The sequence below is a fragment of the Pantoea sp. RIT-PI-b genome (assembly GCF_001187905.1).
In the GTDB taxonomy this organism is placed as follows: Bacteria; Pseudomonadota; Gammaproteobacteria; order Enterobacterales; family Enterobacteriaceae; genus Pantoea; species Pantoea nemavictus.
Genome location: NZ_LGIS01000014.1, coordinates 77,767 through 102,125 on the forward strand (window position 1 = coordinate 77,767; position 24,359 = coordinate 102,125).

A 24,359-nucleotide genomic window follows, 5' to 3' on the forward strand; every position below is an offset into this window, starting at 1 on the left:
AGGAATTAACAATTCGGTTTGATATATAGTTTTCCGAATAAATTATTCTCTCTCAGGAGTATTTCATGCAGATCGATCTCAGCCAGATGATCACCGAAGGGCGTAACCCAGCCAGCCAAAACATCGATGAACTGTCGACCGAAGCCATGCTGCGCGTGATTAATGATGAAGATAAAAAAGTAGCGCTGGCAGTAGAAGCCATCGTGCCGCAGATTGCGCAGGTAGTGGATGCGATTACCGCCGCGTTCAGCAAAGGCGGACGCCTTATCTATTGTGGCGCGGGGACATCGGGTCGGTTGGGCATTCTGGATGCCAGTGAATGCCCGCCAACCTTTGGCACGCCGCGCAGCCAGGTGGTGGGATTGATTGCCGGCGGGCACACCGCGATTCTGCAAGCGGTAGAAAACGCCGAAGACAACGTTGAGCAGGGCGCACAGGATCTGCGTGATATCGCCTTTGCGGCTAACGACGTTTTAGTCGGCATAGCCGCCAGCGGTCGCACGCCGTATGTGCTCGGCGCACTGGCCTATGCAAAACAGCAGGGCGCATTGACGGCGGCGTTAACCTGCAATCCCAACAGCCCGATGTCGCACGCCGCTGATGTGGCGCTGACGCCGGTGGTTGGCCCTGAAGTGGTGACCGGCTCTTCGCGCATGAAGGCGGGCACCGCGCAGAAGCTGGTGCTGAATATGCTCACCACCGGCGCGATGATTCGCAGCGGCAAAGTGTATGGCAACCTGATGGTTGATGTTGAAGCCACCAACCAGAAGCTGGTGCAGCGGCAGGTGAATATCGTCAAGCAAGCCACTGACTGCGACGATGCCACGGCGCAGCAGGCGCTGGCAGCCTGTCAGGGCCACTGCAAAACCGCGATTGTGATGGTGCTGGCCGGGCTCACTGCTGAAGAGGCGACATCGCTGCTCAGCCAGAATCAGGGCTTTATCCGCCAGGCCTTGCGCGACGCGGGAGCACAATGATGGCCGCCATCACGGAAGGGCTGCTGCGTGACATCCTGCACGCGGTGGGCGGAGCGAATAACGTGGTGCAGTGCGGCAATTGCATGACGCGCCTGCGCCTGACGTTGGCCGATGCCGCGCAGGTGGATAGCGCCAAACTGAAAACGCTGCCGGGCGTGCTGGGCGTGATCGAGAGCGATGCGCAGTTACAGATCGTACTGGGACCGGGCAAAGCGCAAACCGCAGCGGAGAAGATGCAGGCGCTGCTCAATCATGCCAGCGCGGCAGATGCACCCAGCGATCTGCACAGCATTGCCAGCGCGCAAAAGCAGCAGATGAAGGCGAAACAGACCAGCGCGCTGCACCGCTTTCTCTCCTGCTTTGCCACCATTTTCACCCCGCTGATTCCTGGCTTTATTGGTGCCGGTTTACTGTTGGGCTTTGCTACGCTGATTGAGCAGATCTTTCACCTCAATCAGCCGGGCGATCATGCGCGTTGGCTGCTGGATACCGTGGCGTACATGAAGGTGTTCGGCAAAGGGCTGTTCACCTTCCTGAGTATTTTGATCGGCTACAACGCACAGAAAGCGTTTGGCGGAACGGGCGTCAACGGGGCGATTATCGCGTCATTGTTTGTGCTTGGATATGCGCCAAAAGCCACGGTCGGTTATTACAGCGGCATGGAAGATTTCTTCGGGATGGTAATCGATCCGCGTGGCAACATTATTGGCGTGCTGCTGGCGGCCATATTTGGTGCCTGGGTTGAGAAACAGCTGCGCAAAATCATTCCCGATAATCTCGATATGATTTTAACGTCATTACTGACGTTGTTAATTACCGGTGCCGTCACTTTCCTGGTGATTATGCCGATTGGCGGCGAACTGTTTAAAGGCATGTCCTGGCTGTTTATTCATCTGAATAATAATCCGTTTGGTTGTGCCCTGCTCGCCGGGCTGTTTTTAATCGCCGTGATGTTCGGTATTCATCAGGGCTTTATTCCGGTCTATTTCGCGCTGATGGAAACCCAGGGTTTTAATTCGCTGTTCCCGATTCTGGCCATGGCGGGCGCTGGGCAGGTCGGCGCTTCGCTGGCGTTATGGTGTAAAGCGGATAAGCATTCGCTGCTGCGTAAGCAGATTAAAGGCGCGATTGTGCCAGGCTTGCTCGGCGTCGGTGAGCCGCTGATTTATGGCGTAACGCTACCGCGTCTCAAGCCGTTTATCACCGCCTGTTGCGGTGGCGCATTGGGTGGCTTCTTTATCGGGCTGGTGGCGTGGCTGGGATTGCCGGTGGGAATGAACACGGTGTTCGGCCCATCGGGTTTGGTAACGCTGCCGCTGATGACTTCATCGCAGGGGATTTTTGCCGGTATGGCGGTCTATCTCGCGGGGTTGATCGTAGCGTGGATCGGTGGATTCGCATTCACCTGGTGGGGCGGAACCCGTAATGTCGATTTAAGTTGATTTTCATACCATTGCTCACCCAGTGCGCATAAATTGCGCACCTTACCATCGTAGGGTCGCCATTAATGGCGACCGAGTTAATGGAAGCATTATAAACAAACTTCAACTTAAACGTGACTTGAATCACACTTTTACACTCCCTCGTATCGCTTATCCTGGCAAAGGGGGTTTCACCACATAAGGGCCATGTGTAAGTAAAATGTCAGGAAAAAATTAAGGATTTATTAAAGGGATAGAAAGCTAGACCTTAAATAATAATTGGCCTTAATTTATTTGGATTATCTCGCCTGCCTCGCAATTATTTATCCATTATCACAATAAGTTACCCGAAATTGCTTTTTGCATCAGCAAGCAAAAAAGTCTATACATTAAGCCATTAAATCTATGCCCGTAAGACTTCAAATTGCAGATGCCCTGGCAGCGTTAGCCTGTCTCCTGCGATGCGAATGGCTGAGGGTAAATAACGATAGCTTCATTCCTTTTTCGCTGCGCCGTATTTTCTTCACACAGTGGTTCTCAAATTAAATCTCGACACGGGGTTGGTATTAACCTGCCGTTTTATCCCCCTCAAGATGAATTTAACGCTGTTGCAATAACAGCGTGGACGCTGCACGCCCACTGGAGGAAGTATGAGGTTCAAATTAAATCCGATTGCGATAGGGATGATGGCGGCGCAACTGCTGTTCTATCCAGCGATTCAAAGTCAGGCGGTTACGTTAGGCGCATATACGCCGCAAGTTAATGATAATCAGGTTGGCAAGCTGGTAGTCAGCAGTGGCAGTGAAACGCTGACCGGTAACCAGGCATTCACCGCAGGCACTGACGGTGCGGTCTCCACCACGCTAGGACAAGTGGCCATTACCTCCGGCTCACAATTCATCAATCAGGATCGCCTTGATCCCGGCCCGCAAAACTTTGCCATTACCACGCCTGATGCCGCGACCGGCACCAATACCACCTTCCAGGTTTACAACTCTGCCAGTCTGGTAGCGCTGGCTCCGGTGAGCAGCACCACCAGCGTGCCGGATGTACAAAATGTGAATAACGGGCAATACATCAATGCGCGTGTGGCGGATGTGACGGGCGGAACGCTGGATGTCAATATTGGCCAGCCCAATGCCGCCAGCAGCAGCGCGACCAACAGCTGGACCATGGCAGCAAAACAGACGCAGCTGTTTGACGTTAGCGGCACCGGCACGGTGAACTGGAACAGCAATAACCGCATTAGCTTCTTTGGCGCAACCGCCACGCCTGACGGCAGCGGTGCGGCGACCAGCTCTTACGCCGTGCAGAACCTCGCCACCTACAACGGCGCCTTCAGCGTACAGACGTTGGACGGCAGCAGCACCAGCTTTACCGTCACTAACGCCAGTCAGCTGCAGAGTTATAACAACTGGCTGATTAGTCAGCTACAGCGCGGCAACCTCGATAAAACCCGCTATCTCACCGAATTTAATAAAGCTGTGACCTTCAGCAGCGGCAATATTGTTTACAACGTTAGCGCGACGCCGCCGGATGAGGTGACGCAGCCTATCGGCAATCGTATTGTGATCAACGCCAGCGGCCCTGATGCCAAAGTAAATCTGGCCGCAGGTAAAACCCTTGAAGTGGTTGGTGCTACCGGTGGGGCGATTAAAGCCTCCAACGGTGCGCAAGCGGTGATTGATGGCAAGCTGGCGAGTCGCGGCAGCATCACCAATAACGGCACCGCGCTGGTATTAACCGACGGCAGCAACGGCCTGAATAACGGTGTGATTAACGGCGGATTCCTCAATCGCCAGGATGGCACTGGCGTGGGTTCAACCGGCTACGGCGCCAACGCGGTGAATGTACAAAGCGGCAGCACCTTCAACAACAGCGCCGGCGGTATCGTTACCCTCGCTCCTACCGGCAGCAATCCACAGTAGGGCGTGGGGGGGATCAATCTGGGGGGATCGTCCACCCCCAAAAACACGGGAATATTAACGTTGGGGGAAACGGCTCCCGCGCTCGCGGCACGGCTTCCGGGGTGCTGCTCACCGATGACACCTCACGCTTTACCAATACCAGCACCGGCAATATTTACATCGGGCGCGGACCACAAAACAGTGTGAATGATGTGGTTGCCGATACGGCGATGAACCAGAGCGGCTTGACCAGCGGCATTGCCGTGGTGGCTAACGGTAACGCGGTTAATGACGGCGCGATCACCATCGGCAGCAAAACGCAAAATGCGGCGGGGATGTCCGCTACGGGCGCCAGCAATGCCACCATGATCAACAACGGCACCATTAATGTGAATGGCGCGGCCGCCGCGATCCCTCGTGAAAACGTTGGCATGCTGGTGACCAACAGTGCTGGCACCATCGATAACGCCGGCATCATTAACCTCAACGGCGTGAACGGTACCGGCCTGAAAGTGCTGGCGACCAATGGCCGCAGCGCGAGCGCCACGTCAACCGGGGTTATCAATGTGGCGGGTGTTGCCGATCCGGCCCGCGGCACGCGTAACTATGGTGTCTGGGTTGAGGGACAGGGCACTGGCACAGCACAGTCGACAGTCGATGGGCCAATCAATCTCCGGGGTAATGGCGCCATTGGCGTGCATGCGCGCGGTAACGCCACCGTAACGGTTGATCCGGCTGCGGTACCGACTTTCGCCACCGGCAGTAATCAGATTGCCTTTTTCGCCTACGGCCCCAATGCGCTAATCAGAGTGTTAGGGAATAATCCGTTTGATGTCACCACCCAGAACTCCACGCTGTTCCGCGTTGAGCAGGGGGCGGATTTTAACGGCGATTCCCTGGCGCTAACGGCATCGGGTGCCGGTTCTACGGCGGTACTTGGCAGCGGCGTGGGCACCGATGTGAACACCGATGCGGCGGTGATTAACGTGAGCGGCACCGGCGCCAACGGCATTACCGTTGAAGGCGGCGCAAAGGGCGTAATCGATACCACCACCACCATGAACCTCACCGGAAGTAACGCGATTGGGGCGATTGTTGATGGTCAAAAGCATGATATCAATGGCAAAAATAGCGGCTCTCCGGTTGCCAGCACCACGCTCAACTCCGCCGCAACCCTTAACGCCTCGCAGAGCGGATTAACCGGCTATCTGGCGCGTAACCGTGCGCAGTTAACCAACACCGGGGATATTAACTTCACCGGCGCCAACGCCACCGGCATCCGCGTGGAGAGTGGCGCAACCGGTAACAACAGCGGCAATATTGCGATCAACGATGGCGGCACCGGTATTTCGGTCAACAGCAGCGGTACCACCACCACGGCGAACAATAGCGGCGTGATCAACGTTAATGGCGGCACAACCAGCGCGCGCACGCGCGGCGTGAGTGCCAGCGGCAGCGGCGCGGTGGCGAATCTCAACAGCGGCGCACTCAATCTCAACGGCGTCGGTGCGATTGGCGCGGAAGCCTTGAGCGGTGCCAGAGTCAATGTTTCGGCGGCTTCAACGCCGCTATTCAACAATACCGATCAACTCGCCTATCACGCGGCGGGTGCAGGATCGCTGATCAACAGCGCGGCTAACGCACTGAACATTAATATCAACGGATCAAGCGGTTACCGCATTGATGATGGCGCCACGCTGGCGCTGAGTAACGGCAGCGCTATCACCAGCAGCGCGGCCAATAGCACCGGCGTGATTGTTTCGGGCAGCGGCAGTACGCTGAACAGCGGCAACGGCCAGCTCACCGCAAGCGGCAATGGCAGTACGGGCGTGCGGGTGGAGGGCGGAGCGCAGGCCACATTGGCGGCGGGCAACAGCGTCAATGCCAGCGGCACCAATAGCGTTGGCGTGCTGGTAAATAACCTGCGGACCGATCTCAGCAACGCGCTGAACGGTAGCGCTGCGCCTACGTTGGTTACCAACAATGGTGCGGTGGGCGGCGCAGGCACCAACGCGGTGGGTATTGATGTCACCAACGGCGCTGAACTGGTTAACAACGGCAACCTCAACTTCACCGGCAGTAATAACATCGGTATCCGCTCACGCGCGGGCAGCACCATCACCAACAACGGCGTGGTGAACGTGGCAAACGGCACCGGGCTGGATGTCTCCGGCAGCGGCAGCACCCTGGCGAAAGGCGGTACCATCAATGTCGATAACGGCATTGCAGGTGTACGCATCAGCGATGGTGCTCAGCTGGCGCTAACCGGCAGCGACACGGTGATCACCACGCGCGGCAATGCGCACGGCATCTTGCTGGATAGCGGAGCGACCGCACTCAGCGCCAGCGATGCTACGGTGAACGTGCTGGGCAGCGGCAACGGCATTGAAAACCGCGCCGAACTCAGCAACGTCGGTTTGAGTAATCTCACCATCAACGTCGGTGACGGTAACGGCATTCGTACGGCGGTGCCGTTCGATCCGGCCTCAACCGTCACCACCAATGTGTCCGGTAGCGGCACCGGCCTGAATATTGTCAATGCCGATGGCTCAACCACCAGCGGTGATTTAACGCTCGGTTCAGGTTATCAGTTCAACGTAACCGGAGCCGACGGCACCGGTATCCGTGCCAATACTACCGGTAATGTGACCACCGCCGCTAACGTCAATATCGACAATGCGGCGGGCGGATCGGCGCTGATTTCCAGCACCGCGGGCACCATCGTCAATACCGGCAATCTCAGTTCGAACAGCCTGACTTCGCCAGTGGTCGATCTGCGCGGCGGTAAAACGGTGTTCGAGAATCTCGGCAACATCATCACCGCCAATCCACAGACCGTGGCGGTGGCGGGCAGCAACGCCAATGACGAAATTCTCTTAACGGAAGGGGAAGTCAGAGGGGATATCAACCCTGGCGGCGGCTCGGATATGTTCCGCTGGACCGGCGGCACGCTTAACGGCAGCCTGACCATGGGGAACGATAACAACAACAGTGCTGAAGTCAGCAATGTTGATCTCGGCACCACTTACCATCTCACCAGCGGTACCGGCACCGGTAACACCCTGACCTTTAACAATATTGAATCACGCGGTGGCTCATTTAGCGCCGACGATCTGACTAAAGGGGTCAACCTGGGCAGCGGATGGAGCACCATCAACTTCAACGATTCCCAGTGGACCTTAACCGATAACCTCAAACTGGCGCACAGCAATATCAACATCGGCAGTGGTTCAACGCTGTATGCCGGTAACAATGTCAATCCAACGTTGGCCGGTGGCAGTGCCAACTCGCTGGTGGTGAACAACGCCGGGATTATCGACTTAACCAACGGCAGCGGTTCACCGGGTAATCGCTTAACCATCGATGGCTCGCTGGCATCGACGGGCGGACAGGCAAATCTGGTCACCAACCTTAATGAGGGCGGGGCGCTGAGCAATCAGTTCACCGACCACATCAATGTGACTGGCGATGCCAGCGGCACCACGCTGCTGAATGTAAGACTCGATGCCGCCAGCACTGGCGCGCTGACCGATGTAAACCGTTCCGGTGCTATCGATGCCTATGAAGGTATTTCGCTGGCGCAGGTCGCCGGCAACGCCAGCGGCAGCAGCTTCGGCTTACAAGGCGGTTATCTGTCAGCGGGACCCTGGCAGTACCAGCTTTATAGCTTCGCGCCGGGCAGCAGCGATCCGAGCCAGCGTTTAGTTAGCGGCACAGGCAACAATTACTGGGATTATCGTCTGGCGAACGCTTACGTTTGCCAGGGCGAAACCAGCTGTTCACCGTTGGTCATTACGCCGTTTAGCCCGGAACCTCGCGTGAATGAAAATGCGCGTCCGGCGGTGGTGCCGCAGGTGCCTTCCTATGTTTCAGCACCGGTTGGCCTCGCCTACTACACGGCGGCGATCATTGACGATTTACATAAGCGTCTTGGTGAACTGCGTCACGAACAAACCCGCCCGGATGGCAACGGTGGCGAGATGTTTGTGCGCTATATCGGCTCAAACCTGAAGTACAAGAGTGACCAAAGCTTCCGCAACTATGGCTACGATTTTGACCTCGATTACAGCGCGGTGCAGATCGGCGGCAACCTGTTACGTCTGGATGGGGATAAAGACAGCCTGCGCGGTGGGGTAGCGTATACGCGCGGCAACACGCGTATCCGTCCGCATGCCGCCGATGGTTATAGCAGCACCACCTTCGACAGCGACAGCCTGGCGCTGTACGGTACCTGGCAGCGTCAAACCGGCTTCTATCTTGATGGCGTGTTGTCGTTCGACTGGCATCGTGGCGAAACGGATATCGCGCGTCAGCAGGAGGTCGCGAAGCTGAAAGGTCACGGCTGGACGGCGTCACTGGAGAGCGGTTATCCGTTTGAACTGGGTGATGGCTATAAGCTGGAGCCGCAGGCGCAACTGATGTACATGAAGCTGAATATGAACGACTTCGTGGATGAAGATGGCAACAAGGTGCGTTACGGCAACTACAACCAAACTATTGGCCGCCTCGGCGCACGTCTGGATCGCACCTGGACCGACGACAGCAACCGCCAATACACGCCATATCTGCGCGCCAACTACTACAAAGGTTGGGGCGGAACGGCGAAAACGTCGGTCTCCTCGGTGGACAATCCCGCCTTTGGTGCCAGCTTCGACAGCGGCAACTTCGGCCAAATGTGGGAAGTCGGCGCAGGCGGCACCGCAACAGTGCAGAAGGATGTATCGCTCTACGCTGAAGCGGATTATCGCAAAGAGATCGACGGCAACGGCGCCAAAGGGTGGCGGTATAACGTTGGCGTTCGCTGGCAGTTCTGATTTCCCGTCGCACTTCGCGCTGCAAGTGCGTTGGCTGCGCTTCCTCACCCCGGTTACATAGTGAACTATGCTCCCGGGGCTGAGTAAACTTGCCGCCTTCTTGCAACGCAAATTGCTTTGGGAAAATTTCCCGGCGCACTTCGCGCTGCAAGTGCGTTGGCTGCGCTTCCTCACCCCGGTCACATAGTGAACTATGCTCCCGGGGCTGAGTCAGCTTGCCGCCTTCTTGCAACACGAATTGCTTTGGGAAATTTTCCCGGCGCACTTGCAGCGCAAATTGCTTTGGGGAAATTTCCCGGCGCACTTGCAACGCAAATTGCTTTGGGAAATCTCGTGCAGCGTTCTAAAATCAAAAGATGAGTTTGGTATATTCTAAAACCACGTTAATTGATTCTGTAAGTCTGAAAATGTGAAAGCCGCTGCAAAGCGGCTTTTTTATTGCGGTTAATTTGAAACTGACGCTAAAGCCAGAGCCTTGCAGTGCCGAAAAGGTAAAAAAGTGTAATCGATTTTTCTTTTAGCCTGCGTCTTGCAAGGACACACACATGCGTAACAACCAGCCCGTCACTCAGCGCGAATTCGCTTTTGCGGATGACGCCACACTGATGTCGACTACCGATCTCAACAGCTACATCACCTATGCGAACGACGCTTTTATAGAAGTGAGCGGCTTCAGCCCGGAGGAGGTGAATGGCCAGCCGCATAACATGGTGCGCCATCCCGATATGCCGCCTGAAGCCTTTGCGGATATGTGGTCGACACTGAAGCAGGGCGAGCCGTGGACGGCGCTGGTAAAAAACCGTCGTAAGAATGGCGATCACTACTGGGTGCGCGCTAATGCTATTCCGGTGGTGCGCGAGGGCAAAGTGCAGGGCTTTATGTCGGTGCGCACCAAGCCGTCAGCCGAGGAAGTGCGTGAGACCGAAAAGCGCTATCGTGATTTTCGTGAAGGTCGCGCCAAAGGGCGTCGCTTCCATAAAGGTTTGATTGTCGGCACTGGCTGGCGCCGCCTCGGTTCCATCCTGAAAACGCTGCCGCTACGCTGGCGGATTCGTTCGACGTTGCTCACGCTGCTGCCGCTCTCGGTGTTGGGCGTCTGGCTGCTGGGCCTGGCACCGCTGGCGATTGGCGGCTTTGCGGGCGGCATGGCAGGCATTTTGCTGTTAGCGAGCCTGTGGCTGGAACAGCAGATTTCACGTCCAATGGAGCGCATGTGCCGCCAGGCGTTGAGCGTGGCAACCGGTGCCAGCCATAAAGTGGAACAGATCGATCGCGTGGATGAGATCGGCGTAACGCTGCGCGCTATCGGCCAGCTTGGCCTGATGTTCCGCTGGCTGGTAGATGATGTCAGCGGCCAGGCAATCAATGTGTTAAGCGCCAGCGATGCCATCGCACGCAGCAACGATGAGCTGAGCCGCCGCACTGAACAAGCCGCCGCCAACGTGCAGCAAACCGCCGCCACCATGAATGAAATGACCGCCACGGTAAAGAGCAACACCGATACCGCCAAAGAGGTGAATGGCCTGTCGGAAAACACCAGCTTTGCCGCGATTAAAGGGGGCGAAGTGATGCAGGAGATGGTGGGCATGATGGCGGAGATCGCTGACAGCTCGAAGCGCATCGCCAACATCACCAGCGTGATTGATGGCATCGCCTTCCAGACCAACATCCTGGCGCTGAACGCCGCCGTAGAAGCGGCACGCGCCGGAGAGCAGGGCAAAGGATTCGCGGTGGTGGCGGGTGAAGTGCGCAGCCTCGCGCAGCGTAGCGCCAAAGCGGCCAGTGAAATTAAAAATCTGGTGGAAACCAGCGCCAGCCGCGTGCAGTTGGGGAGCGATCACGCTGATGCAGCCGGTCACACCATGCAGGAGATTGTCGATCGGGTGCAGAATGTCACCGCGCTGATTGCGCAAATCAGCGGCGCCACCGCCGAGCAGGCCATTGCGCTGACGCAGGTCAGCACTGCGGTGGAAGATCTCGACGATATCACCCACCAAAACGCCGCGCGCGTGGCCGAAAGCGCCGAAGCATCGGGCCGCATGACGCATCAGGCCAATCGGCTGGTGGAAGCGATCAGCGTGTTCCGCTGATCCTCAGCGCATTTCCCGTTCGGCGCGCAGTGCGCCGGGTGGCGTGCCGACAATGCGTTTAAACGCACGGCTAAACGCCGCCAGTGAACCATAGCCGAGGTGGAAGGCGACGCTTTCCACCGCTTCGCCCTCATTGACAATACGCTCCACCGCCAGCCGCATGCGCAGCTCGGTAAGATAGCGCAGCGGCGTCATGCCGGTTGCCGTTTGGAAGCGCGCGGCAAACACCGAACGCGAACTGCCAGATTCGCGCGCTAATCGCTCCACCGTCCAGTTTTCGCCTGGCGCGCGGTGCATCGCCGCCATCGCCTGGCTGAGACGCGGATCGCGCAGCGCCTGTACCAGCCCGCTGCCTTTGCCACAGCCGTTTTCCACCCAGCCACGGACGATCTGCGCCGCCACCACATCCGCCAGCCGCGATAAAATCCCGGCAAAACCGGCTTTGCGCTCACGCGTTTCACGCTCCATCGCATCAAGAATCGGCTGGATTTCTGGATACTGCGCCAGTAGCGTGCTGACCAGCATCACGTCCGGCATGGTGTGCACCAGCGGCTGCATGCCGCCCAGTTCAAACGCCATACAGGCACTGAACAGAATCACATCGCTGTTATCCGGGCACAGCTCGCTGCTGTCATCAATGGCGCAGACGCTGCCGCAAATCGGTCGGCTATTAAAGGTTGAGATGGGTTCGCAGGTCGCCTCTTCGCTGGAGATCAGCGCGTGCGGTTTGCCGTGCGGAATCAGCAGCGCATCGCCCGCCTGCAGCGGGTAGATCACCCCAGACGCCGAGCGGATCAGCAACGATCCCCGCCCAACAAAATGCAGCTGTGCGCGGCCTGGCGCATCGTCAAACTGCAGGCCAAAGGGCGCGTGCAGCGCAATGCGCTGATATTTGACGCCGTACAGGCGCATACCCATCAACAGTTCACTGGTCAGATCTTCATAGCGGCTCATACGGATCCAGACGAATAATCAAAAAACAAAGTTTCTGCATCATAGATCGTCTGATGAACAGTCACTATGCTTAACGCTAAATATTTTGTGATGGGGATCACAGATGAGCCTGGATACTGAAATAGTCGAAACACCGCTAGAAGTGGACAAACCGGCATGGGGCGCGGTGTTTGCCATGGCGTTTGGCGTGTTCGGCCTGATTACCGCTGAATTCTTACCGGTAAGCCTGCTAACGCCAATCGCCGCCTCGCTGCAGATCAGTGAAGGCCAGGCGGGTCAAACCGTGACCGTCACCGCGCTGGTGGCACTGCTCACCAGTCTGGTGATCGGCAACGTGACGCGTCAGCTCGATCGCCGTTTGGTGATGCTGGCCTTTACGCTGCTGCTGATTGCCTCCGCACTGCTGGTGGCGTTTGCAGAGAATCTGCCGATGATTCTGCTGGCGCGCGTGCTGCTTGGCATCGCCATTGGTGGCTTCTGGACGCTTTCTACCGCGATTACCATGCGTTTGGTACCTAGCGATCAGGTGCCGCGCGCGCTCTCTATTGTCTTCAGCGGTATCTCGCTGGCGACCATTATTGCTGCGCCGCTGGGGAGCTATCTGGGCGGCATTATCGGCTGGCGTAACATCTTTATACTGACGGCTGCGTTGGGCGTGCTGGCCCTGTTTTGGCAGTTCTTCACCTTGCCAGCGATGCCGCCTGTGAATAAAGCACGCAGCGGTGGCGTGCTGGATCTGCTGCGTAAAAGCGTGATGCGCTGGGGCATGCTGGCGGTGATCATGATGTTCACCGGACATTTCGCCTTCTTCACCTATCTGCGTCCCTTCCTTGAAGGCAGCGCGCAGCTTAATGTGAATCAGCTGTCGCTGGTGCTGCTGGCGTTTGGCGTGGCCAACTTCTTTGGTACTTCGCTGGCCGGTTATCTGGTGACACGCAGCGTGTCGCTGACGCTGACGGCAATGGCGTTGGTGATGAGCGTGACTGCGCTGGTGCTGGTGAGCTTTGGCGAGGTGTCATGGTTGGTGGCGGCGGGCGTCGCGCTGTGGGGCTTGGCGTTTGGTTCCATGCCAACCGGCTGGTCAACGTGGATTTCCCGTGCGGTGCCGGATGATGCCGAGTCGGGCGGTGGTTTGCTGGTCGCTACCATTCAGCTGGCGATCACCGCCGGTGCGGCAGCCGGTGGCTGGATGTTTGATCTGCAAGGGGCTGGCGGCGTGTTTCTTGCCAGCGGCGTGCTCATGCTGTTAGCCGCTATCACCATTTTCACCCGCGTTCGTCATCACGGTTAATCACTACCAGGTCGCCATAAATGGCGACCTGGTTGATAACCGCATGGATTCTCATAAATACCTATCACAGCCATTTATCCTGCCTTTTAACTAAATGTCAGATTTTTAACCGTTTGCACCAAGGTTATTCCAAACGTGCTTTTTATGTTCAAAATAATCGAACAACTACGGCAAATCTCTCCGCTTTTTACTGATCAATTCTGCGCCTATTATATCTCTCAACAAGGCGATGACGCCTTACTCAATCAAACGTTTATTAAGGAATTGACCATGAAATCTATCAAAACTTTTGCTGCTGTTGTTGCTCTTACCGTTCTGCCATTCGCTAGCTTCGCTCAAAGCATCACTGCAACCGCTTCAACGCTGGATGGTGCAGAAGCGCAAATCGCTGCTCAGGCGCACGAAGCTGGTGCTTCCTACAAAGTGACCGAAGCAAACTTCAACAACGGCGTGCACATGACGGCCGAACTGACCAAATAAGTTGCGTTAACGTTCTGTGCTGACAGGGTGCCTCCGGGCGCCCTGGCGGCGTTGCTAACCTGATAAAATCCTGTCACTTTCCCTCCGAAATGATTACTATTCTCAAAAAGTAACATCCTTCGTCGGCTCGCCTCGGGCTGTCTTTTTAACATTGGTTGTAATGTCGAGCTTTCACTTCACTGCCATCAGGCGGTGTTTTTGCTATGGAGAAGTTATGAAGGCGAATAAAAAATCGTGGGCGCTGCGTCCTCTGTTGCTGGCAACGGCGCTGTTCTCTACCTCTGCGGCGATCGCGGCGGAAACTCAGCCATTGAATCAGGTGATTTCAAAAGGCGCTTATGAGCTGGCGTTTAGCAATAGCGATAACGCGCTGTTCCTGGCGACCGCGCAAAGCACAACCGACAAAAAAGGCGGCACCGTTTATCGTCTTGATCCGCAGGATCTGGCGGTGAAGCAAACCATCAACACCGATCTGCCGACCTTTGGCGCGGCGCTCAATCAGAAAACCAATATTCTCTATTTGGGTAACACGCGTGATGCTGCACTGACCGCAGTGGATGCCACCAGCGGCAAAGTGATCAATACGCTGGTGCTGGATGGGCGTAAGCGCAGCGAAACCGTGCGTCCGCTGCAGCCGCGTCAGCTGGCGGTCGATGCGGCTACCGATCGCGTTTACATCACCGGCCTGGGTGAGCAGAGCGTGGTGTGGGTGGTGGATGGCAAAACCCTGAAACTGATCAGCACCGTGCCGAACACCGGCAAAATGGGTACCGGTCTGGCGATCGATTCTGCCGCGCAAAAGCTGTACGTCACCAATGCGGATAACGAGCTGGTGACCATCAATACGCGCCTGAATGCGATTGAAAAGCGTCAGAAAATTGAGGGCGACAAAGATCATTTCTTCCTCAACATCTCGCTGGATACCCAAGGCCATCGCGCTTTCCTCAGCGACTCTAAGCAGTCGCAGGTGCTGGTGCTGGACACCCGCACGCAGCAAGTGATTCACAAGATCGATGTGCCGGAATCGCTGGCGGTGTTGTTCAATGCCGATCGTGATGAGCTATACGTCACCCACCGTAAAGCGGGTGAAATCAGCATCATCGACGCCAGCAGCTACAAGGTGAAACGCACGGTGAAAGCACCTGGCCTGCCAAACAGCCTGGCGCTCTCAGCCGATGGCAAAACGCTGTTTGTCAGTATCAAACAGCCAGGTTCACGCAAAGAGCCACCGAAGAATCCGGACAGCGTGTTACGCATCGCCCTTTAATCCCCGTCATACTTCAAGCCGCAGGTGCGTTGGCTGCGTGTGCTCGCCCCGGTCACTTACTTTAGTAAGCTCCCGGGGACTCACACCCTTGCCGCCTTCCTGCAACTTGAATTATTTAGGGGATATCTGGTTTTACTGGGCGGCTTGTGCCGCCCTTTGCATTTCTGGCATTCGCTGCGTTTTTATCGCCACAGATACGCTACCTTGTAGGACGACAACACCATAAGAGAGGACGCTATGAGCCAGTTTTTTATGCATGAGAAAAACGATCTGGTAAACGAAGCCATCGAAGGGGTTTTACTCAGTACGCCGTGGCATAACCTCAGTCGCCTCGATCTTGGCGATGAGATCCGTGTGGTGGTGCGTTCGGACTGGGATAAGAGCAAAGTGGCGCTGATTTCGGGTGGCGGTTCCGGTCATGAACCGGCGCATGCCGGATTCGTCGGTAAAGGCATGCTGACGGCGGCGGTGTGTGGCGACATTTTTGCCTCGCCGAGCGTCGATGCGGTGCTGAACGCCATCGTGAACGTCACCGGCGACGCCGGTTGTCTGCTGATTGTGAAGAACTATACCGGCGACCGCCTCAACTTTGGTCTGGCGGCCGAGAAAGCCAAAAATCTGGGCTACAAGGTCGAGCTGGTGATGGTGCAGGATGATATCGCGCTGCCGGAAAACCCGCAGCCGCGCGGCATTGCGGGTACGGTGCTGGTGCACAAAATCGCTGGCTATGCGGCGGAGCAGGGACAATCACTCGATGAGGTCAAAGCGCTGGCGCAGCGCGCGATTGATGCCACCTCGTCGATTGGTCTGGCTTTTGCCACCTGTCATGTGCCGGGCGAAAAGCGCGATGAACGCGTCGAGCCAGGCCACAGCGAGCTCGGCATGGGTATTCACGGCGAGCCAGGTGTGGTGACGCTCGATACGCAAAACAGCCGTAAAATCAGCAGCATCATGACTGATAAACTGGCGCAGGCGTTACCGGAAGGCAAGCAGGCGCTACTGCTGATCAACAATCTCGGCGGCTTCTCGCAGCTGGAGCTGGCGCTGTTAACGCGTGAAGTGCTGCAGTCGCCGCTGGCGGCGCGCATCACCCATCTGATTGGTCCGGCGACGCTGGTGAGTGCGCTGGATATGAAAGGCTTCTCACTGTCGTTGCTGGCGCTGGAAGAGCCGTTTCTGGCAGCATTAAGCGCGCCGGTTCAGGTGCTGGGCTGGGTGCCGGTGTATGACTTTGCGCCGATCAGCCTGCAACGTGCGGAGAAAATCGGCAGCGTGCTGGATTTTGATGCGTCTGAGAATGCCGAAGTGGCGAAGATTGTTGCAGGCGTCACGCAAACGTTGATCGATCTGGAGAGCGAGCTGAATGCGCTGGATGCCAAAGTTGGCGACGGCGATACCGGTTCAACCTTTGCCGCCGGCGCGAAGAAGATTCAGCGCGGCCTGAAGGACAAGCAGCTGCCACTGAATGAGCTGCCCACCTTGCTGGCGCTGATTGGTGAGCAACTGGCAACGGTGATGGGCGGATCGAGCGGCGTATTGATGTCGATTCTGTTCACCAGCGCCGGCCAGCAGCTGGAAGAGGGCAGCGCGCTACCGCAGGCGTTGATGCACGGTCTGGAACGCATGAAGCATTATGGCGGCGCACAGCCGGGCCATCGTACGTTAGTCGATGCGCTGCAACCGGCGCTGGAAGCGTTAGTGGCGGGCGAGTCGCTGGCGGCGGCCGCTAAAGCCGCTCAGCAAGGCGCGGATGCGACTGCGCAGATGCAGAGCGCCAAAGCGGGACGATCGGCCTATCTGAATCAGCAAAGTCTGGATGGGGTGAAAGATCCGGGCGCGTATGCGATTGAGAAGGTGTTTGCGGTGTTAGCGCGGTAGATTGTGCGGGCTGATGCCCTCACCCCGGCCCTCTCCCACGGGAGAGGGAGATGCTGCAACATGCTCGATCGGTTCCCTCTCCCGCTTGCGGGAGAGGGTTAGGGTGAGGGCATCAGCCGCACCAAACCGCACCTTACTCTGCCGCTTCGCGCATCATCTCATCATGCGGAATATCATCCAGAATCTGTTCGAAACTGCGCAGACGTTTGTAGATCGACATCAGCGTAATCAGCGTTGACCACGAGGTGATCAAATACTGAAACGATGACCGCACCTGATCAAACACGTTGGTGATCTGGTTCAGCAGACCCAGCGTAATGGTGCCCGCCACAATCGACGGAAACAGCACAAACAGCCCGAACACGTTATCCACCTGCAGATACATAATGCGCGTGATGTTGAAGTACAAATAGTGGAAATAGAGGCGGAAATAGTTCTGACGCACGCGGCTAAACAGCTCATGCACCGTAGGCGGTGAGGCGCGCTGTGGATCGTCTTCGCCGTACACCAACTCCTTACGATAGGCCGCTTCCACACGCTGATTGCGGAACTCCAGCCCCGGCAGTTTTATCCCCACCATCGCCAGCAGCGCGGTACCAAAAAGCGACCATAGCAGCGCGGCAATCACCAGCGCATAAGGAATGCTGCCGAGAATGGGCACCTCTTTCACATGGTGCGACAGCGTCACCAGCACCGGCAAGAACGCCACCAGCGTCATAATCGCCTGAATAAAGTTAATGCCCCAATCCTGCAGCGTACCGGCGAAGCGCATGGTGTCTTCCTGCACACGCTGCGCTGCACCCTCAACCAGACGCAGACGCTGCCAGTTATGCATGTAGTAATTATTCATCGCGGTACGCCAGCGGAACACCCAGTGGCTGACGAAGAACGAGTTCATCACGCCAATCACCACCGCAATCAGCGCAATGCCGAGAAACGCCAACACTTGCACATAGAACTGATGGATGGCGACGGAACCGGCTTTGGTCAGCGCCTGTTGAATCATGTCGTAGAACGGGCCGTACCAGGCGTTGACGCCCACGCCAACCTGCACGCCAAACCAGGTGACAAAGATGATCAGTATCGAACCCCACACCGACCAGCGCTGCCACGGATGGTTATCAATCACGCGCCACGCAAGGCCAAAAATCCCGGCGACAATCCAGTAATAGGCATAAAACCACAGCTGGCTAGCATGAATAAAACGGCTGGCGTTGGTTGGCAAAGGTTGTTGCATCGCCGCCTGAAACGCAGGCCAGCGCGCGGGGAGATCATTGAAAAAGCCAAACCAGGCAAAAATTGCTATCAAACTCCAAATCGCAGCTGAGCTGAAAAACAGCGTTGGCCGCGGAAAAAAGGACTTAAACATAGGCACTCCGCTGTTGTGTGTACTCTTTTATACCGCTTTAGACATCTCTCTGTCTGTTGTCGGTTGTATCTGACGATGACAGTCTGGCCGCTGCGATGTAAAGCGGCAGCGACAATTGTTAAGTAATTAGTGCGAATTTGTTTCTAAGAACTAATTAATCCACAGCAATGGTGTTACAATATTTGCACTGTTACCGGTAACAGTGCTGCTGTATCCCTTAAGCTATCAATAAAAAAACAATACAACGCAACTACTTAACTTTCATGCCGCATTATATGTGGTACTGAGGCAATGTCATGTCAGAACAAAAAAATGGTCATTCTCGCCGGGATTTTCTGCTGAGAACCATCACCCTGGCGCCGGCAATGGCGGTGGGCAGTACGGCGATGGGCGCTTTGGTGGTGCCGATGGCCGCCGGGGCAGCCGAACAACATTCATCACCGCAACAGGCGCGTAGCTACCAGCCAACCTGGTTCACCGCCGAAGAGTTTGCCTTCATTACTGCAGCGGTGGCGCGCCTGATCCCCAGCGATGATCGCGGTCCTGGCGCACTCGAAGCCGGCGTACCGGAGTTTATCGATCGCCAAATGAACACGCCTTATGCCACCGGTAACAACTGGTACATGCAAGGCCCATTCAATCCCGACCTGCCGAAAGAGCTGGGCTATCAGCTGCCGCTGGTGCCGCAGCAGATCTATCGTCTCGGCCTCGCCGATGCCGATGGCTGGAGCAAAAAACAGCACGGCAAAGTGTTCGCTGAGCTAACCGGTGAACAGCAAGATGCGCTGCTGACCGCGTTTGAAAGCGGCCACGCGGAATTCCCGCAGCTGCCCGCTAAAACCTTCTTCTCCTTCCTGCTGCAAAACACCCGCGAGGGTTACTTCAGCGATCCGATCCACGGCGGCAATCAAGGCATGGTGGGCTGGAAGCTGATTGGCTTCCCAGGCGCACGCGCTGACTTTATGGATTGGGTGGAACGCGGCGAACGTTATCCGTTCCCGTCAGTGGATATTCGCGGGGAGAGGACCTAAGCGTGGCAAATGAATTGAAAAAAGTGGATGCGGTCGTGGTCGGTTTCGGCTGGGCGGGCGCGATTATGGCGAAAGAGCTGACCGAAGCGGGCCTGAATGTGGTGGCGCTGGAGCGCGGTCCGCATCGCGATACCTATCCGGATGGATCCTATCCGCAGTCGATCGATGAATTGACCTACAACATCCGTAAAAAGCTGTTCCAGGATCTGTCGAAAAGCACCGTGACCATCCGTCACGATGCATCGCAGACTGCTGTGCCGTATCGTCAGCTGGCGGCATTTCTGCCGGGCACCGGCACCGGCGGCGCCGGCCTGCACTGGTCGGGCGTGCATTTCCGCGTCGATCCGGTCGAGCTCAACCTGCGCAGCCACTATGAGCAGCGCTATGGTAAAAAATTCATCCCGGAAGGCATGACGATTCAGGATTTCGGCGTCAATTATGACGAACTGGAACCCTTCTTCGATCAGGCCGAGAAAGTGTTCGGCACCTCGGGCAGCGCCTGGTCGATCAAAGGCAAGCTGCTGGGCAAAGAGAAGGGCGGCAACCCGTATGCGCCCGACCGCTCCAGCGACTTCCCGCTGCCAGCGCAGAAGCGCACCTACTCGGCGCAGCTGTTTGCGCAGGCGGCGGAATCGGTGGGATATCATCCGTATGATATGCCGTCGGCCAACACCTCTGGCCCGTACACCAACACTTACGGCGCACAGATGGGCCCGTGCAACTTCTGCGGTTTCTGCAGCGGTTACGCCTGCTATATGTATTCCAAAGCGTCGCCAAACGTTAACATCCTGCCGGCGCTGCGTCAGGAGCCGAAATTCGAGCTGCGCAATAATTCTTACGTGCTGCGCGTTAATCTGACTGATGATAAAAAGCGCGCCACCGGCGTGACCTATCTCGATGGTCAGGGCCGCGAAGTGGTGCAGCCGGCGGATCTGGTGATCCTGTCTGCATTCCAGTTCCACAACGTGCACCTGATGCTGCTCTCCGGCATCGGTCAGCCGTATAACCCGATTTCCAACGAAGGTGTGGTGGGCCGTAACTTTGCCTACCAGAACATCTCGACGCTGAAAGCGCTGTTCGACAAAAACACCACCACCAACCCGTTTATCGGTGCCGGTGGCGCGGGTGTGGCGGTGGATGATTTCAACGCCGATAACTTTGATCACGGCCCACATGGCTTCGTCGGCGGTTCGCCGTTCTGGGTTAACCAGGCCGGTACCAAGCCGATCTCCGGTTTACCGACACCAAAAGGCACGCCGAACTGGGGCAGCCAGTGGAAATCGGCGGTAGCCGATACCTACAACCATCACATTTCGATGGATGCGCACGGCGCGCACCAGTCGTACCGCGCCAACTATCTCGATCTCGATCCGAACTACAAAGATGCCTACGGCCAGCCGCTGCTGCGTATGACCTTTGACTGGCAGGACAACGACATCAAGATGGCGCAATTCATGATTGAGAAGATGCGCAAAATCACCGAAGCGATGAACCCGAAAATGATCATCGGCGGCGCGAAAGGTCCCGGCACCCACTTCGATACCACCATATATCAAACCACGCACATGAGCGGCGGGGCGATTATGGGTGAAGATCCGAAAACCAGCGCGGTTAACCGCTATCTGCAGAGCTGGGATGTGCCAAACGTGTTTGTGCCAGGCGCCTCAGCGTTCCCGCAAGGACTTGGCTACAACCCAACCGGCATGGTGGCGGCGTTGACTTACTGGTCAGCCAAAGCCATTCGTGAACAGTATCTGAAAAACCCCGGCCCGCTGGTACAGGCATAAGGAACACGGCGATGATTAAAAGCATTTTAGCCCTGTTTCTGGGCACGATGACGTTCGCCGCTGTGGCGGACGATAGCGCTGCGGACGCATTGGTGAAACGCGGCGAGTATCTGGCGCGCGCCGGCGACTGCGTAGCGTGTCACAGCGCGCAGGGCGGTCAGGCGTTTGCCGGTGGACTGCCTATGGCGACGCCGATCGGCACCATTTATTCCACCAACATCACGCCGGATAAAGCCACCGGCATTGGCGACTACAGCTACGACGATTTCCAGAAAGCGGTGCGTCACGGCGTAGCGAAAAACGGCGATACGCTGTATCCGGCGATGCCGTATCCGTCGTATGCGGTGGTCAGCGATGACGACATGAAGGCGCTGTATGCCTACTTCATGCACGGCGTGCAGCCGGTGGCGCAGGCCAACAAAGAGAGCGACATTCCATGGCCACTGTCGATGCGTTGGCCGCTCTCGATCTGGCGCGGTATCTTTGCGCCGGACGTGAAAGCGTTCCAACCAGCGGCTCAGGAAGATCCGCAGTTGGCTCGCGGTCGCTATCTGGTGGAAGGTCTTGGCCACTGTGGTGCCTGCCACACGCCACGCAGCATCACCATGCAGGAAAAAGCGCTTAACAACGACGAAGGCAATAACTATCTTGCCGGCAGCAGCGCGCCGATTGACGGCTGGACCGCCAGCAACCTGCGTGGCGACAACCGCGATGGTTTAGGTCGCTGGAGCGAAGACGATCTCAAGCAGTTCCTGCGCTTTGGCCGTAACGATCACACCGCCGTGTTTGGTGGCATGACCGACGTGGTGCAGCACAGCCTGCAATATCTGAGCGACGAGGATATCAGCGCGATTGCAAAATATCTGAAATCACTCGGCGCAAAAGATCCGAATCAGGCGGTGTTTAAGCAGGATGACGCGGTCGCCAAGGCGTTGTGGAAAGGTGACGATAGCCAGCCAGGCGCATCGACCTATGTCGATAGCTGTGCTGCGTGCCACAAAACCGACGGCAGCGGTTATCAACGCTTCTATCCGGCGCTGCGCGGTAATCCGGTGGTGATGGCTGACGATCCAACCTCGCTGATCCACATTGTGCTGGTGGGCGGTACTTTGCCTGGCGTGCAAGGTGCACCAACGGCAATCACCATGCCGGCATTCGGCTGGCGCATGAACGATCAGCAGGTGGCGGATGTGGTGAACTTTATCCGTGGCAGCTGGGGCAATGGCGTGAAGTCGAGCGTATCGGCGAAGGATGTGGCGGCGCTACGTAAAGACGAAACCGTGCAGTCAAAACAGGGCAGTGCGGATATTAAGGTGCTGGAAGGGCAGTAGCTTTTGCTCGCTGTACCCCATCCCGTCCTTCCCCCACAAGTGGGGGAAGGAGACGCTGCCACATGCAGCATCAAAACTAACATATGGCATCATCTTCCTCCCCCACTTGTGGGGGAGGACCGAGGAGGGGGACAGCCAGCACGATCTGGGACAGCCAGCACGATCTGATGCCATCTTCAAATATTCTCCAAATCCATGCCACGGGTTTTCGGCCCGTAAATTCCTACCGATAGCATCACAATCAACATGCTCAGCACGATAAAGGCGATCACGCCCTGGCTGCCGGCATACTGCAAAATAATGCCAATCAAAATACTGCTGAACACCGTGGACAGGCGGCTAAACGAATAGCAGAAACCCACCGCGCGGGCGCGAATGTGCGTCGGGAAAATCTCCGTCTGATAAGCGTGATAGCTAAACGTCAGCCATGCGTTGCTGTAAGTAATCAGGAAACCGCAGATGATCATCAGCACCGGATTGGTCATAAAAGCGAACAGCGTGCCGAACACCACCGTCATCAGCGACGAAAAAACAATCTGCCATTTGTTCTCGAGCTTATCGGCGTAGCGGCTGCAAATCAGCGAGCCGAGCGGGTAAGCCAGGGTAATGAAAAAGGCATACAGCAGGCTGTGCGTGACGGTCGCGCCTTTGCCCGACAGCAGCGCCGGCAGCCAGTTGCCGAAGCCAAAGAAGCCAATCGCCTGGAAGAAGTTCATCACCACCAGCATCAGCGTGCGCTTGCGATAGGCCGGTGCCCAAATCTCACTAAAACGCCCGTGTTTCGGTTGATTCGTTGCCTGCTGTCCCCCATCCCGGCCTTCCCCCACAAGTGGGGGAAGGGGAGAAGAGATGCCACAGCGTTGCTCCATCGCACTCAGCACCTGATGCGCCTCCTGATGGCGCCCTTGTTGCGCCAGCCAGCGCGCAGATTCCGGCAGGTTTTTACGGATCAGCCAGATCACCAGCGAGCAAACGGCACCGGCAATCACCACCCAGCGCCAGCCTTCGAGGCTGAGAATGGTTTGCGGCACCAGCCACCATGACATCAGCGCCACCGCCGGTACCGACAGAAACTGAATAAAGAATGAGAAGGCGAACGCGCGGCTACGCAGATGGGCTGGCACCCATTCGGAGAGATAGGTGTCGATGGTCACCAGCTCCACGCCGAGACCAATGCCAACCAGGAAGCGGAACAGGATAATCATCTCCGCGCTCTGCTGGAACGCCATCAGTAAAGAAAACACGCCGTACCACGCCAGCGCGCACATAAAGGTGAGACGACGGCCAAAGCGATCGGCATAGGGCGCGAGCAGGCTGGCACCGACGAAAAGACCAAGGAAAGTGGCGGAAGCAAACGCCGCCTGATCGCCGATGCCGAACACCCCCGCAGAACCGGTATGAAACACGCCCGCGGCGACCAGTCCGGAGCTAATGTAGCCGGTTTCAAACAGATCGTAGAGTTCGAAGAAGCCGCCGAGCGCCAGCAGCGTGATAAAGCGCCACAAGCCTGCGGAAGAGGGCAGCGCATCAATGCGCCCGGCTAAGGTGCGGCGATCCGCTGCGATGTGATCGTTCGCCATCCCTGTCGACGTGATTGTTGTCATTGTTGTGTAAACCTCGGTGTTTGCAGAACCCGCTGACGGCTGAGATGAGTTTTAAAAATAATTAACCGTTAGCAAGCGAAGGAATAGCAGGATAATAAATTCGTAACGGGTTGCCGAGAGGCGCCACGGTGACATTTTGGCAACATGCGTTGCAGTTC

At 56.8% G+C, this 24,359-nt stretch carries 15 protein-coding genes; 12 read left to right on the top strand and 3 right to left on the bottom strand.

All coding sequences use genetic code 11. The features are described 5' to 3' along the window. Positions 1 to 65: 65 nt before the first annotated feature. The 5 genes from murQ to AC790_RS06815 all read left to right on the top strand — a co-directional run bounded on the left by murQ (position 66) and on the right by AC790_RS06815 (position 11,209). Complete coding sequence (gene murQ, locus AC790_RS06800; protein ID WP_007888556.1) at positions 66 to 977, top strand: N-acetylmuramic acid 6-phosphate etherase; 912 nt, start codon at positions 66 to 68, stop codon at positions 975 to 977. Then, complete coding sequence (gene murP, locus AC790_RS06805; RefSeq protein WP_049851293.1) at positions 977 to 2,419, top strand: PTS N-acetylmuramic acid transporter subunit IIBC; 1,443 nt, start codon at positions 977 to 979, stop codon at positions 2,417 to 2,419. Before murQ ends, murP begins: the two co-directional genes overlap by 1 nt. Positions 2,420 to 3,048: 629 nt before the next feature. After that, positions 3,049 to 4,326: a hypothetical protein gene (locus AC790_RS25110; RefSeq protein WP_235440731.1), complete on the top strand. Its 1,278-nt coding sequence runs from the start codon at positions 3,049 to 3,051 to the stop codon at positions 4,324 to 4,326. Positions 4,327 to 4,427: 101 nt separating this feature from the next. Continuing rightward, positions 4,428 to 9,119, top strand: coding sequence for an autotransporter outer membrane beta-barrel domain-containing protein (locus tag AC790_RS06810; protein WP_235440732.1), 4,692 nt, complete (start codon positions 4,428 to 4,430; stop codon positions 9,117 to 9,119). Between the two features lie 545 nt (positions 9,120 to 9,664). Further along, positions 9,665 to 11,209, top strand: a complete 1,545-nt coding sequence (locus AC790_RS06815) for a PAS domain-containing methyl-accepting chemotaxis protein (RefSeq protein WP_049851294.1) — start codon at positions 9,665 to 9,667, stop codon at positions 11,207 to 11,209. A 3-nt stretch (positions 11,210 to 11,212) separates the two neighbouring features. Here the strand turns inward: AC790_RS06815 and AC790_RS06820 are convergent, their stop codons facing one another. Beyond that, entirely contained in the window at positions 11,213 to 12,163 is a 951-nt protein-coding gene (locus tag AC790_RS06820; RefSeq protein WP_049851295.1) for an AraC family transcriptional regulator, read from the bottom strand. Positions 12,164 to 12,266: 103 nt separating this feature from the next. On the opposite strand from AC790_RS06820, the gene AC790_RS06825 reads away from it, so the two are divergent. From AC790_RS06825 to AC790_RS06840, 4 genes are all read left to right on the top strand, one after another. Then, on the top strand, positions 12,267 to 13,454 hold the full coding sequence (locus AC790_RS06825) for an MFS transporter (RefSeq protein WP_007888547.1): 1,188 nt from the start codon (positions 12,267 to 12,269) through the stop codon (positions 13,452 to 13,454). A gap of 270 nt (positions 13,455 to 13,724) precedes the next feature. Continuing rightward, positions 13,725 to 13,934 carry a DUF1471 domain-containing protein gene (locus tag AC790_RS06830; RefSeq protein WP_007888545.1) on the top strand — a complete coding sequence of 70 codons (210 nt, stop codon included), beginning with the start codon at positions 13,725 to 13,727 and terminating at the stop codon, positions 13,932 to 13,934. Between the two features lie 214 nt (positions 13,935 to 14,148). After that, complete coding sequence (locus AC790_RS06835; protein WP_007888544.1) at positions 14,149 to 15,201, top strand: YncE family protein; 1,053 nt, start codon at positions 14,149 to 14,151, stop codon at positions 15,199 to 15,201. A 237-nt stretch (positions 15,202 to 15,438) separates the two neighbouring features. Next, positions 15,439 to 17,079: a dihydroxyacetone kinase subunit DhaK gene (locus AC790_RS06840; RefSeq protein ID WP_049851296.1), complete on the top strand. Its 1,641-nt coding sequence runs from the start codon at positions 15,439 to 15,441 to the stop codon at positions 17,077 to 17,079. A gap of 133 nt (positions 17,080 to 17,212) precedes the next feature. On the opposite strand, the gene sbmA is transcribed toward AC790_RS06840, so the two are convergent. Next, positions 17,213 to 18,448, bottom strand: a complete 1,236-nt coding sequence (gene sbmA, locus AC790_RS06845) for a peptide antibiotic transporter SbmA (protein WP_007888542.1) — start codon at positions 18,446 to 18,448, stop codon at positions 17,213 to 17,215. A gap of 296 nt (positions 18,449 to 18,744) precedes the next feature. Here sbmA and AC790_RS06850 point away from each other — a divergent pair, with 296 nt between their 5' ends. The 3 genes from AC790_RS06850 to AC790_RS06860 are packed head-to-tail and all read left to right on the top strand — an operon-like array spanning position 18,745 to position 22,597. Continuing rightward, a complete protein-coding gene (locus AC790_RS06850; protein ID WP_007888538.1) occupies positions 18,745 to 19,479 on the top strand; it encodes a gluconate 2-dehydrogenase subunit 3 family protein in 735 nt (244 codons plus the stop codon). A 2-nt stretch (positions 19,480 to 19,481) separates the two neighbouring features. After that, positions 19,482 to 21,266, top strand: a complete 1,785-nt coding sequence (locus tag AC790_RS06855) for a GMC family oxidoreductase (RefSeq protein WP_049851297.1) — start codon at positions 19,482 to 19,484, stop codon at positions 21,264 to 21,266. Positions 21,267 to 21,277: 11 nt separating this feature from the next. After that, positions 21,278 to 22,597, top strand: a complete 1,320-nt coding sequence (locus AC790_RS06860; RefSeq protein ID WP_049851298.1) for a cytochrome c — start codon at positions 21,278 to 21,280, stop codon at positions 22,595 to 22,597. A gap of 176 nt (positions 22,598 to 22,773) precedes the next feature. Here the strand turns inward: AC790_RS06860 and AC790_RS06865 are convergent, their stop codons facing one another. Then, entirely contained in the window at positions 22,774 to 24,201 is a 1,428-nt protein-coding gene (locus AC790_RS06865; RefSeq protein WP_049851299.1) for an MFS transporter, read from the bottom strand. Between the last annotated feature and the right edge of the window lie 158 nt (positions 24,202 to 24,359).